Source organism: Phenylobacterium sp. GW823-FHT02A09 (genome assembly GCF_058797775.1).
Genome location: NZ_JBXAJZ010000005.1, coordinates 33,493 through 46,258, shown reverse-complemented (window position 1 = coordinate 46,258; position 12,766 = coordinate 33,493). Strand labels below are relative to the sequence as shown.

6 protein-coding genes and 1 tRNA gene are annotated in these 12,766 nt (G+C 66.3%); 5 read left to right on the top strand and 2 right to left on the bottom strand.

All coding sequences use genetic code 11. The annotated features are described in order from the left end of the window. Positions 1–2 precede the first annotated feature (2 nt). Positions 3–905, bottom strand: coding sequence for an N-formylglutamate amidohydrolase (locus tag AC1Q87_RS20325; RefSeq protein ID WP_492610653.1), 903 nt, complete (start codon positions 903–905; stop codon positions 3–5). Between the two features lie 136 nt (positions 906–1,041). Here AC1Q87_RS20325 and cpdR point away from each other — a divergent pair, with 136 nt between their 5' ends. Both cpdR and AC1Q87_RS20315 read left to right on the top strand, forming a co-directional pair. Beyond that, entirely contained in the window at positions 1,042–1,401 is a 360-nt protein-coding gene (cpdR, locus tag AC1Q87_RS20320; RefSeq protein WP_492610652.1) for a cell cycle two-component system response regulator CpdR, read from the top strand. A gap of 91 nt (positions 1,402–1,492) precedes the next feature. Further along, positions 1,493–1,567, top strand: a tRNA-Val gene (locus AC1Q87_RS20315). Positions 1,568–1,629: 62 nt separating this feature from the next. Here the strand turns inward: AC1Q87_RS20315 and AC1Q87_RS20310 are convergent. Next, entirely contained in the window at positions 1,630–2,178 is a 549-nt protein-coding gene (locus tag AC1Q87_RS20310) for an acyloxyacyl hydrolase (RefSeq protein ID WP_492610651.1), read from the bottom strand. A 323-nt stretch (positions 2,179–2,501) separates the two neighbouring features. Between AC1Q87_RS20310 and AC1Q87_RS20305 the strand changes: the two genes are divergently transcribed. The 3 genes from AC1Q87_RS20305 to AC1Q87_RS20295 all read left to right on the top strand — a co-directional run bounded on the left by AC1Q87_RS20305 (position 2,502) and on the right by AC1Q87_RS20295 (position 12,717). Continuing rightward, positions 2,502–5,474, top strand: a complete 2,973-nt coding sequence (locus tag AC1Q87_RS20305; RefSeq protein WP_492610650.1) for a TonB-dependent receptor domain-containing protein — start codon at positions 2,502–2,504, stop codon at positions 5,472–5,474. 468 nt (positions 5,475–5,942) lie between these two features. After that, positions 5,943–9,092: a TonB-dependent receptor domain-containing protein gene (locus AC1Q87_RS20300; protein WP_492610649.1), complete on the top strand. Its 3,150-nt coding sequence runs from the start codon at positions 5,943–5,945 to the stop codon at positions 9,090–9,092. Positions 9,093–9,552: 460 nt separating this feature from the next. Continuing rightward, positions 9,553–12,717 (top strand): TonB-dependent receptor domain-containing protein, encoded by a 3,165-nt coding sequence (locus tag AC1Q87_RS20295; protein WP_492610648.1) that lies wholly within the window; start codon positions 9,553–9,555, stop codon positions 12,715–12,717. The last annotated feature ends 49 nt before the right edge of the window (positions 12,718–12,766 follow it).

Sequence of the window (12,766 nt, the reverse complement as noted above, 5' to 3'; positions counted from 1 at the left end):
GGCTATTTCAGGCCCGACCAGTCCATGGCGCCGAGGGCGGCGATGACCTCGTCGAGGTCGGCCTGGAGCCGCTTGAAGCCCTTGGTCGGCTCCAGCGTGCCCTCGTTCAGATAGATTCCGCGGTTGATCTCGATCTGCAGGGCGTGGGTGCGCCGGTTCGGGCGGCCATAGTGCTCGGTGGTGTAGCCGCCGGCATAGGGCGCGTTGCGGGCCACCTTGTAGCCGCGGGCCTCGAGCTCGCGTTCGACCTTCTGGGTCACCAGGCTGGCGCAGGAGGCGCCGAAGCGGTCGCCCAGCACCATGTCGCACGGCCCGTCGCGGGCCCCGGCCCTGGCCGCGGCCGCCGGCATCGAATGCCAGTCGATCAGGATCGCATAGCCGTGGGCGGCGTGCGCTTCGCCCAGCAGGCGCGCCAGCGCCTGGTGGTAGGGCGCGTGCACGCCGTCGATACGGCGGCGGGCCTCGGCGAAGGTCAGCTTGCGGGTGTAGATCTCCTGACCCTCGGAGACCACGCGGGCGATCGCACCGAGTCCGGCGGCGACGCGGGCGGTGCGGGCGCGGGCGAAGTCCGGCAGCTCGTCGGCGAACATCGCCTGGTCGAGTTCGAAGGCTTCACGGTTCACGTCGATATAGGCCCGCGCCAGATTGGCGCAGATCAACGCTGCGCCCTGGCTGGGGCTCGAGCCGATCAAGTCGTCGACGAAGGCGTCTTCCGACCGGCGGATGGCCAGCGCGTCGAGCGCGGCGGCCGCCATCATGTCGTCGGGATAGAACCGGCCAGAGTGGGGCGAGGCGAACACCAGCGGAGTCGGCGCGGGCGCGCCGTCGGGCGCCGCGCGGCGCACCTCGAAGGGCGCGAGCGCCGGCGCGGAACGGTCGGCGGCGAGGGGCTCCCAGGCGTTCATCGCCGCCATATGACGGTGCGTCTTCCCGTGGGTCAAACAGATCGCGCCCCCACGCGTTCAGGGCCGCCGGTTCATCGGCGATTTACGTCTACTCAGCTAAAGTAGGACCTTACGACTACGCACCTGCGAGCTACCCATGCCCCGAATTCTCCTCGCCGAAGACGACGACTCCCTGCGCGGCTTCCTGTCCCGCGCGCTGGAACGGGCGGGCTACGAGGTGACCTCCTGCGCCGACGGCGAGGAAGCCGCCGCCGTGCTCGACCAGGACTGGGACCTGCTGCTGACCGACATCGTCATGCCGGGCATGGACGGGATCGAGGTCGCGCGCCTGGCCGCGTCCCGCCATCCAGGTCTGCGCATCATGTTTATCACCGGTTTCGCCGCCGTCGCTCTGGCCGCGGGCGAGAGCGCGCCTCCGGGCGCAAAGGTGCTGTCGAAGCCGATTCACCTGCGCGAGATCGTCTCCGAGGTCGAGCGGATGATGGCCGCCGCATAAGGCTGTGAAAATGCGGTCGAGGGTGCTTGCGCAAGCCGGTCCTCGCCGCTATACCGCCGCCTCCCGTTCCCGAAAGGGAGCCGACTGGTTCGGACGTGTAGCTCAGCGGGAGAGCACCTCGTTGACATCGAGGGGGTCACAGGTTCAATCCCTGTCACGTCCACCATCCTCCTTACAAGCTGGTTCCACGCCCTCGCAGCCTAGCTGCGCGCGAACGCCTGTTCGCCTTCAGAACCGGTAGGCCGCGCGCAGGCCCAGGCTGTCGGCCCCGTCGTGGGTGTCGCTGCCGAACTGGCCGTTGCTCCAGTGCTGGCCCTCGAACTCGACCGCCCACCGCTCGTTGAGGCGGTAGCCGACCGCGAAGGTGGCGTGGAACACCCAGCGCTTGTCGAACTCGATCAGCTCGTCGCGGGCAGCCTTCCGCCGCAGGTTCTCCTCGTGCGCTACGCCCTCCTGCGGGCGCGGCAGGTAGAGCGAGCCGTCATGCACCGCCACGCCGGCCCCTAGGTCCAGATAGGTCCGTTCCCGCTCGAAACGCCAGATCAGCCCGCCCTGCGCATAGTTGGTGTAGCCATCCAGGCTGATCTGGGTGCTGACGAACGGTCGCGGCGTCCCGATCACCTTCAAGGCATGCGCCGGCGGGAATAGGTACTCGACGATCACCGAGGCGCCTTCCTCGGGGCCGTGCGGCGCGTATCCCGCGCCGACCCGCAGTTCATGGGCCTGCGCCTGGCCGCCCGCCGTCAGCGCTGCGGCCAGGACCGCCGCCGCCTGCAACCATGTGTCTCGAAGGAATGCCGCCCGCTCCATGCCGCCAGTTAAGCGGGGCTGCTCAGCCCCGCCTATGGGGCGAAACCCGGAGGCGTGGGTCAGGCCTTGAGGCGGTCCCATGACGCTGCGTCAGGGGTGCGGTTTTGACCACTCGCGTCAAAAAGCCTTGTCGAACAACGGTGTTGCGATTTGAACGCAGTTCGAATGCATTGTTGCGGTTCTGCAAAATTCACCTAGCGCGGCGGCCTCGAACTCGCATCTCATCCTCAGACCCACGGACGACCATCGCGTCAGATCGAAACCGGCGTCCATCGAGGGGGAGGAAAATGATGTTGAAGAGCAGGTATCTCTGCGGCGGCTCAGTCATGGCCGTTGCTCTGGCCCTCGGCGGCCAGGCCTTTGCCCAACAAGCCAGCACCGTCGAGGAGGTGGTGGTCACCGGGTCCTTCATTCGCGGCACGCCCGAGGACGCGGCTCTGCCCGTGGACGTGATCGGCGCCGACGACCTGGCCAAGCAGGGTTCGCCCACCACGGTCGAGCTTCTGAAGGCCCTGCCGGTCTCCAGCGGGGTGCTGGGCGACACCAACCAGTTCGACCCGCGGGCCCAGGGCTCGGAAGGCTCCGGCTCGGTCAACCTGCGCGGCCTCGGGGCCCAGCGCACCCTGGTGCTGATCAACGGCCACCGCATGGCAGCCAACCCCTTCGGCCAGGCCGGGGCGGGCATCGTCGACACCAACATCATTCCGTCGGCCGCGGTCGGCCGGATCGAGGTGCTGAAAGACGGCGCGGCCGCGACCTACGGGTCGGACGCCATCGCCGGCGTCGTGAACTTCATCACCCGCAAGGACTTCAACGGCCTGGAGCTGAACGGCAGCTACCGCTACGTCGACGGCTCGGACGGCGACTATGACGGCAGCATCGTCTTCGGCCACACCTGGGAGAACGGCAACGTCCTGCTGAGCGCCGGCTACCAGCACCGCTCGGAGCTGCCGACGACCGAACGCGACTGGGCGAGCCAGTCCTACTTCAACAACCCGGAAGGCGGCTGGTCGGCGGGCAACGCCGTCGCCCCGTTCCTGCCGGTGACCAATCTGCCGAGCGGGGCGTTCACGCCGGCCGCGGGCTTCGCCCTGGACAACGGCTGCGCCTCGCTGGGCGGGGTGGTGCAGGGCGGCGCGCTGCCGGCCTGCTTCTTCAACTTCATTCCCTACGACAACCTCGTCGAGAAAGAAGACCGCTTCCAGCTCTACGGGGAGGCCAACGCCGATCTGGGCGACAACGCCCAGCTGCATGTCGAGGTCTTCTATTCCGAGACCGACGTGCCGGAGTGGAAGACCTCGCCGTCGTATCTGGCGCTGCAGACCTCGACGGCCGCCACCAACCCGACCGTCGGCCAGCTGCCGGCCTCGGTGCTGGCGGGCTACTTCGTCCCGGCCAGCAACCCCGGCTTCATCGCCTATCGCAACGCCAACCCGACGCAGATCCCGGCCTTCGCGACCGGCGTCCACATCCCCGGCGTGCGCTACCGGCCGCTGTCGTTCGGCGGCAACCCGGCGTTCGACTACGGGCCTTCGGAAGGCCGTCGCCACTATGACGCCTTCCGCGTCAGCGGCGGCATCAAGGGCCAGTTCAACGACGCCATCGGCTATGACTTCGCCCTGACCTACGGCCAGGAAACCGGTGTGCGGACCGGTTATGACACGGTGGTGTCGCGCTTCCAGCTGGCCCTGCGCGGCTACGGCTCGCTGAACAACGGCACCGCCGGCGGCTGTACGGCGGCGGAGACCGCCAACTTCACCACCAACGCCGGCAACACCGCGCTCGGCTGCTACTATTTCAACCCGTTCTCCAACGCGATCGCCAACAACACGATCACGGGCCAGACCAACCCGAACTTCAACGCCTCGCTCGCCAATAATCCCGAGCTGGTGCGCTGGTTCTTCCAGGAGGTCTCGACCAAGCAGACCTCGAAGCTGTTCGTCGCCGACGCAGTGTTCAACGGCGAGCTGGGCTGGGAGCTGGGCGGCGGCGCGGTCGGGTGGGCGGCTGGGGCGCAGTTCCGCCGCAGCTTCTTCACCTCGTCCTACAACGATCTCAGCAACATCGACGCCAACCCCTGCATCGACACGCCGTTCAACGGCTCGACCGCCTGCTCGGTGCGCAACGGCCCGCTGATGTTCCTGGGCACCGGCGAGGAAGCCGACCTCGAGGGCGACGTCTACGCCCTGTTCGCCGAAATGGCGCTGCCGGTCACCGACGACCTGCAGGTCCAGCTGGCGGCCCGCTACGAGGACTACGGCGGCGATACCGGTTCGACCCTGAACCCAAAGGTCGCGGTCCGCTGGCAGGCCACCGACGCGCTGGCGTTCCGCGCCTCGGCCGGTACGACCTTCCGCGGCCCGCCGCTGACCCAGCTGACCACGTCGAGCGTGACCGCCCTGTCGTTCATCGGCGGCGCCTTCCGCGCTATCGACATCTTCGGCAACCCGGACCTGGAGCCGGAAAAGGCGACCACGTACAGCGTCGGCGCGATCCTCAACGTCGGCAACTTCAAGGGCAGCGTCGACTACTGGAACTTCGACTTCGAGAACCCGATCGTCGCCGAACCCTCGGCCTCGATGGTCAACACGATGTTCCCGAACGGCGCCTCGACCAACTGCGGTCTGCCCGCCTATGCCGACCTCCAGGCGCGCTTCGTGTTCCAGGGCGCCTGCAACATTGCGACGATCTCGCGGGTGCGGACCAACTGGACCAACGGTCCGGGCGTGAAGACCTCGGGCATCGACGTGCTGGCCGACTACGACGCCGGCGACGTCTGGGGCGGCAATCTGCGGATCGGCGGCTCGGTCACCTACACGCTCGAGTACAAGGTCGACGAGTTCAAGATCGGCGACGTGACGGTCGAGAAGGCGTTCGACGCGGCTGGCTACCTGAACTACCAGCTGACCGCGACCTCGCTGCCGCAGCTCAAGGGCTCGGTCTACGCCGAGTACAGCCATGGGCCGCACAACCTGCGCTGGACGGTCAACTACATCGACTCCTACGTCGACCAGCGGGCCTCGATCTTCGCGGCGAACCCCGTCAACGGCGCGATCCAACCCGAAGGGGCCAAGATCGACGAGAGCTGGGTGCACGAGCTCGATTACCGCGTCTTCCTGCCGTGGGACGTGACCGTGAACGTGTCGATCGACAACCTGTTCGACACCGAGCCGTCGTTCGCCCGACTGGATCTGAACTACGACCCGTTCACCGGCAACGCGCTTGGCCGGACCTACAAACTGGCGGTGAAGAAGAAGTTCTAACCTCGCCAACAGGGGCTGCGAGCACGACTCGCGGCCCCTACGATCGTGTCTTGAAGGCGCCGCGGGCTTCCCCTGCGGCGCCTTTTTCTGTGGCCGCGGCGCCGGCGCCACACCTACCGCAGGGTGGAAGACGCGCCCGACTCCACCGCGCAGCGAGTTATTCGAAGCACCGGTTTGATCCGGGCGTCGTTTGGATCGGTTTAAAAGTCCGGAAAATACGTGAAACCAATGACTTAGTAAGTATTATTCTTGGGTGATCAAAATTTACTGATTGCGGTATGCGGTTGACTGTCAAATTTCTCGGTTACGTCAAAAATATGCGCTGAATTGCATCGCGTTTCAAGTTTGTAACGATCGCGACAACGCTCTGGCGTCTTGGCGCATCTGCGTCGATGATCGCCATACTCGGACATAGACAAACGCGGCATTTCAATCGCCGCGCGCGTTCGAGGGGGAAAGGAAACACTTATGTTGAAGAGCAGATATTTCTGCGGCGGGTCGCTATTGGCCGTCGCCCTGGCGTTCGGCGTGTCGGGAACGGCCGCCGCCCAGGACGGCGGTGCTACGGTTGAGGAGGTGATCGTCACCGGCTCATTCATCGCCGGGACGCCCGAAGACGCCGCTCTGCCGGTGGACGTCATCGGCTCGAAGGAAATGGAGGCGCGCGGGTCGCCCACCATGGTCCAGCTGATCAAGACCATCCCCTCCTCCGGGGCGGTGATCGGCGAAAACAACCGTTTCGGCTCGGGTTCGGGCGCGGCGACGGTCAACCTGCGCAACCTGAACTCGCCGAGCACCGGTTCGCGGACCCTGGTTCTGTTCAACGGCCGGCGCGTGCCGGTCTCGCCTCAGAGCCTTAACTCCGTCGACGTGAACCTGCTGCCGACGGCCGCGATCGGCCGGGTGGAAGTGCTGAAGGACGGCGCGGCCGCGACCTACGGCTCTGACGCCATCGGCGGCGTGGTCAACTTCATCACCCGCACGGATCTCGACGGCTTCGAGTTCAGCGGACAATACCAGTTCATAGATGGCTCGGACGGCGACTACGAAGCCAACCTGGCCTGGGGCAAGAAGTGGGACAGCGCCGACGCGCTGATCACGGTCGGCTATCGTCACCGCTCGGTGCTGCCGATCCAGGAACGCGATTGGGCGCTGCGCACCGGCGTCGACGGCTTCCTGCAAAACCCGCTGGGCGGCTGGGCCAGCACCGGCAACCCCGGCCAGTACAATGTGATCTCGTCGATCACGCCGGGTCTCAACGGCGGTTTCGCCACGGCCACGCTCGGCGCCGGCCTGCCGGACATCGGCTGCGCGGCCAACGGCGGCGCGCCCTACAACATCTCGGCCGTGATCGGTCTGCGTCAGCTCAACCCGGACGCCAACTCGTGTCAGTTCCAGTACACGGTGTTCGACAACCTGGTTGAGGAAGAAGAGCACTTCCAGGCCTACGGCAAGTTCAACTTCGACATCACCGACACCCTGTCGGCCAACATCGAAGTGCTCTACGCCATGCACGACACGCCCAACCAAAGCTGGGCTGTCACCGGGCCGAACCAGTTCCCGACGCCGCTGGCGGCCGGCGGCACCTCGCCCATCCCGGCGCTGGCGCCTTCGGACCAGGGCCGCTTCTACATCCCGGCCAGCAACCCGGGCCTCGCGGCGCTGATCAGCCAGGTCAACGGCGCGAACTGCGCCGGTACGGTCCTGCCCTACGGCATCGACGCGGCCAGCTGCCAGACGGCGCTGAACGCGGCGCGTGCGGCGGTGGCGACGGCGGCGACCAACGGCGTCGCGGCCAGCCAGACGTCGTGGCGCCCGATCGGCTTCGGCGGCAACCCGTACACCGAAGACAAGCACGCCCACTATTCCTACAAGGTCGACACCTTCCGGGTGTCGGGCGGCTTCAAGGGCGAACTGCCTTTCGGCATCAACTGGGACGGCGCGCTGACCTATCAGCAGCAAGACTACACCCGCGTGCAGGAAGACATTTCCGTCAACCGCCTGCAGCAGGGCCTGCGCGGCTTCGCCAGCCGGGCTGGCGCGGCCGACCAGTGCACCGCGGCCGAGACCAACAACTGGCAGACCAACGCCGGCAACGCGGCGATGGGCTGCTACTACTTCAACCCGTTCTCGAACGGCTTCGAGCAGAGCCTGTCGGACGTCCCGTCGAACCCCTTCTACATCGGTTCGAGCACCATCCCGGGCTTCAACGAAGCTGTCGCGGCCCGCAACGAGGTCGTCGACTGGATGGACGAGCGTCTGGTCAACAAGATGTCGACCCGCCTGTTCGTCGCCGACATCGTTCTGAACGGCGACCTGCCGTTCGAACTGGGCGGCGGTCAGGTGAAGTGGGCCGCCGGCGCCCAGTACCGCTATGACCAGTATCGTCAAAACCCCGAAGTGCTGCACGACGTCAACGCGACGCCCTGTGTGGACTCGGTTCCGTTCGGCGACGGCCAGCCCTACTGCCTGGTGCCCACCGGTCCGTACCTGTTCAACGCCAACCTGGCTCAGTACGACGTCTCGCGTGAGATCAGCTCGGTCTTCGCCGAGACCCTGCTGCCGATCACCGACGACCTCGAGCTGACCCTGGCCGCCCGCTACGAGTACTATGCGGGCCAAGGCGAGACCTTCAATCCGAAGGCGTCGCTGCGCTGGCAGGCTCTGGACTGGCTCGCCCTGCGCGGTTCGGTCGGCACCACCTACCGCGCTCCGTCGGCGATCATCACGACCACCAACTTCACTCGTGGTCTGACCAACGCCAACGGCACCTGGCGCGCCAACGACCAGTACGGCAACCCCGACCTGGATCCGGAAACCGCCTTCACCTACAGCGTCGGCGCGATGGCCAAGATCGGGGCGTTCCGCGCCACGGTCGACTACTGGAGCTTCGACTTCGAAGACCAGCTGATCCTCGAAAGCGCCACCGACATGCTGGCCGCCGCGTTCCCGTCCACGGGCGCGAACGTCTGCACCAGCACCGATCCGGCATACATCGCCCTGCGCTCGCGCTTCACCTTCACCGACCTGGGCTGCGGCCGCGCCAATGTTCAGTCGTACCGCACCAAGTACATCAACGGCGGCAAGGTGAAGACCTCGGGCGTCGACTTCCAGGCCAGCCTGGACGTGGGCGATCTGTTCGACGGCGCGCTGACCACCGGCTTCGACGGCAGCTACCTGATCCAGTACGACGAAGATCCCTACCTGATCGAAGGCGTTCCGGCTCCGGGCCGCGGCACCCAGGAACGTGCGGGCACCTACCGCGCGTCGATCTTCACCGGCTACAACCAGCTGCGCGCCAACGCGTGGGTGAACTGGACCAGCGGCATTCATAATCTGCGCTGGCAGACCCGCTTCATCAGCTCGGTCAACCAGACGGAATCGAATTCGATCGGCCTGGCGCTCGCGACCAAGACGACGACGAAGATCCCGGAGTATTGGCAGCACGACCTGACCTATCGGGCCGAACTGCCGTGGGACACGACGCTGACCGTCACGGTTCAGAATCTGTTCGACGAGGAGCCGCCGTTCGCGATCGGCACCCAGTACAACTACGACCCCTCCAGCGCGAACCCGCTGGGCCGGGTGTTCGCGGTCTCGGCGAAGAAGCGCTTCTAAGCTTCGCCCTCAGTTCGCTTAAGGCAGACGCCGTCCCCGAAAGGGGGCGGCGTTTTGTCTTGCATGGGGTACGCGTGGCTGTGGGCCCGTTCCCCGCCGCCTAAAGCGGGGCATTCGTGCAACAGTTACGCCTCAACTTGCCGTGACGTCAGCCGCACGGGCGTCGTGCGGCCATGAAGGTCGGCCGCTGCACGACGACCACGTCTCCGCGCCTGAAATGTTGTGAAACCGTTGCAGTTTAAGGGATCGGCGTTCTTCGAGCCTGAAAGTTCGCGGCTTATCAGAGGTTTATGAACGCCGATCACTACCGCGCGCCGTGCGCCGACGGGTTCAAGACAACAGTATGTTGCGAAGCTGAAAAATAGTGGCGCGCCCCGCGGGGCCGTTCGATGATCTTTCTGCTCATGAGTCAAAAGCCTCCGCACCAGACGGAGGCGGCTCTCGAGGGGGAAGGAAACCAATGTTGAAGAGCAGATATTTCTGCGGCGGCTCGCTATTGGCCGTCGTCCTGGCAATTTCAGCCAACAGTTCCGCCTACGCCCAGGCCTCCACCGTCGAGGAGGTGGTGGTCACCGGCTCGTTCATCGCCGGCACGCCCGAAGATGCAGCGCTGCCGGTCGACGTCATCGGCTCCAAGGAGCTTGAGGCCCGTGGTTCGCCGACCATGGTCCAGTTCATCAAGACCATCCCGTCGTCCGGGGCGGTGATCGGCGAAAACAACCGCTTCGGCTCGGGGTCCGGCGCGGCGACGGTCAACCTGCGCAGCCTGAACTCTGCAGTCACCGGCAGCCGCACCCTGGTGCTGTTCAACGGCCGCCGCGTCCCCGTCTCGCCGCAGGGCTTGAACGCGGTGGACATCAACCTGCTGCCCACGGCGGCCATCGGCCGGGTCGAGGTGCTGAAGGACGGCGCAGCCGCGACCTACGGCTCGGACGCTATCGGCGGCGTGGTCAACTTCATCACCCGCACCGATCTGGACGGTTTCGAGTTCAGCGGCCAATACCAGTTCATCGACGGCTCGGACGGCGACTACGAGGCCTCGCTGGCCTGGGGCAAGAAGTGGGACAACGCCGACGCCCTGATCACTCTGGGCTATCGTGCGCGGTCCGAGATGCCGATCTTCGAGCGCGACTGGGCCATTCGCACCGGCGTCGACGGCTTCCTGGAAAACCCGCTGGGCGGCTGGGCCGCGACCGGCAACCCCGGCGGCTACACCTATGCGACCACCACGCCGACCGGTTCGCCCAACACCGGCTTCACCGCGGCGAGCTTCACGGGCGTGCTGCCTGACATCGGCTGCGCGGCCAACGGCGGCGCCCCTTACAGCCTCACCACCCTGATCGGGACCCGCACGGTCGTCCCCAACAGCGGGGTCTGCAACTTCCAGTACACGACCTTCGACAACCTGGTGGAGGACGAGCACCACTACCAGGCCTACGGCAAGTTCAACTTCGACATCACCGATACCCTCAGCGCCAACATCGAGGTGCTGTACGCGATGCACGAGACCCCGCTGCAAAGCTGGGCCGTGACCGGGCCGAACCAGTTCCCGGCGCCGATCCTGGCTTCCGGCGGCTCGGCCGGCGGCGGCGTCTCGCCGATCCCGGCGACCGGCACCGGCGAGCAGTCGAACTTCTACATCCCGAACACCAACCCCGGCCTGCTGGCCCTGGTCTCGCAGATCAACGCGGCCAACTGCACGGGCACGGTGCTCCCCTACGGCGTCGACGCCGCCAGCTGCGCGGCGGGCCTAGCCCTGGCGCGGGCGGGCGTGGCCAGCGCCCTGGCCAACGGCGTGGCGACCAGCCAGAGCGTCTGGCGCCCGATCGGCTTCGGCGGCAACCCGTATACCGACGACCGGCACGCCCACTATTCCTACAAGGTGGATACGGCCCGGGTGGCGGGCGGCTTCAAGGGCAAGATCTTCAACGACATCGGCTTCGACGTCGCCCTGACCTGGCAGAAGCAGGACTACAACTACAACCTTGAAGACCTGTCGGTTAACCGGCTGCAGATGGCCCTGCGCGGCTTCGGCAGCCGCGATGGCAATGCCGACCAGTGTACGGCCGCCGAGACCAACAACTTCACCACCAACGCCGGCAACGCCGCGCTCGGCTGCTTCTTCTTCAACCCGTTCACCAACGCCTTCGACCAGAGCCTGGCGCAGGTCGGAGCCAATCCATTCTACGTGGCCAACAGCACCATTCCCGGCTTCAACGACGCGGCTGCCAACCGCAGCGCCGTTGTGGCGTGGATGGACGAGAAGCAGCGCAACGAGATCTCCTCGGAGTTGTTCGTGGCCGACGTGGTCTTCAACGGTGAACTGCCGTGGGACATCGGCGGCGGCAACATCGCCTGGGCGGCCGGCGCGCAGTACCGTTACGACCGTACGATCCAGGACCCGGACGTCTTCTACGACGCCAACGCCACGCCCTGCGTCGACAGCCCGCCCTACGGCGACGGCTCGCCGTTCTGCCCGACCACGGCGAACGGCCCGTTCCTGTTCAACGCCAACCTGCGTCCCTATGACGTGAACCGGAAGATCAGCTCGGTGTTCGCCGAGACGCTGATCCCGATCACCGACGGCCTCGAGCTGACGTTGGCCGGACGCTACGAGACCTACGAGAGCCAGGGCGACACCTTCAACCCGAAGGCCTCGGTCCGCTGGCAGGCGCTGGATTGGCTGGCCTTCCGTGGCTCGGTGGGCACGACCTACCGCGCGCCGGCGGCGACCCTGACCACCACCAACTTCGCCCGCAACCTGACCAACGCGAACGGCACCTACCGGGCCAACGACCTCTACGGGAACCCGAACCTCGAACCGGAAACCGCCTTCACCTACAACATCGGCGGCGTGGTCGAATTCTCGAACTTCCGCGCGACCATCGACTATTGGGACTTCGACTTCGAGGATCCGCTCACCTCGGAAGCCACCGCCGACCTGCTGAACGTCATGTTCCCGGGCGGCTCAGCGACCGGCAACTGCGGCAACGCGGCCTACGCCGCCGTCCAGGCGCGGTTCACCTTCACCGGTGGAAACTGCGGTCGGGCCAACATCCTCTCGTATCGCACCCAGTACATCAACGGCGGCGGCGTGAAGACGTCGGGCGTGGACTTCCAGGCCAACCTCGACGTCGGGGAGCTGTTCAACGGCGCCCTCAGCGCCGGGTTCGACGGCACTTACCTGCTCAAGTTCGACGAAGAGCCCTACGACATCGAGGGTTTCCCCTCGAATGCGGCGGGCGTCCAGAAGCGGGCCGGCACCTACCGCGCCTCGCTGTTCACCGGCTACAACAGGCTGCGGGCGAACGCCTTCGTGAACTGGTCCAGCGGCATGCATAACCTCCGCTGGCAGATCCGCCACGTGTCCTCGACCACCCAGGTGGAGACCAACTCCATCGCGCTCGCCGCGGCGCTGAAGCAGTCGATCAAGATCGACGAGTACTGGCAGCACGACCTGACCTATCGGGCCGAACTGCCGTGGGACACGACCGCGACGCTGACGGTCCAGAACATCTTCGACGAGGACCCGCCGTTCGCGATCGGCACCCAGTACAACTACGACCCGGGCAGCGGAAACCCGCTGGGCCGCGTCTATGCGGTGGCGCTGAAGAAGCGCTTCTGATGCGAGCCTCCGGCCTGCGCGGCGACGCGTAGGGCCGTACTGCGGGCGT

What these genes read in the sequence shown, in the direction of transcription:
- cpdR (WP_492610652.1), top strand. Translation starts at nt 1,042, where the DNA reads ATGCCCCGAATTCTCCTCGCCGAAGACGACGACTCCCTGCGCGGCTTC.
- AC1Q87_RS20325 (WP_492610653.1), bottom strand. Translation starts at nt 905, where the DNA reads ATGAACGCCTGGGAGCCCCTCGCCGCCGACCGTTCCGCGCCGGCGCTC.
- AC1Q87_RS20305 (WP_492610650.1), top strand. Translation starts at nt 2,502, where the DNA reads ATGTTGAAGAGCAGGTATCTCTGCGGCGGCTCAGTCATGGCCGTTGCT.
- AC1Q87_RS20300 (WP_492610649.1), top strand. Translation starts at nt 5,943, where the DNA reads ATGTTGAAGAGCAGATATTTCTGCGGCGGGTCGCTATTGGCCGTCGCC.
- AC1Q87_RS20295 (WP_492610648.1), top strand. Translation starts at nt 9,553, where the DNA reads ATGTTGAAGAGCAGATATTTCTGCGGCGGCTCGCTATTGGCCGTCGTC.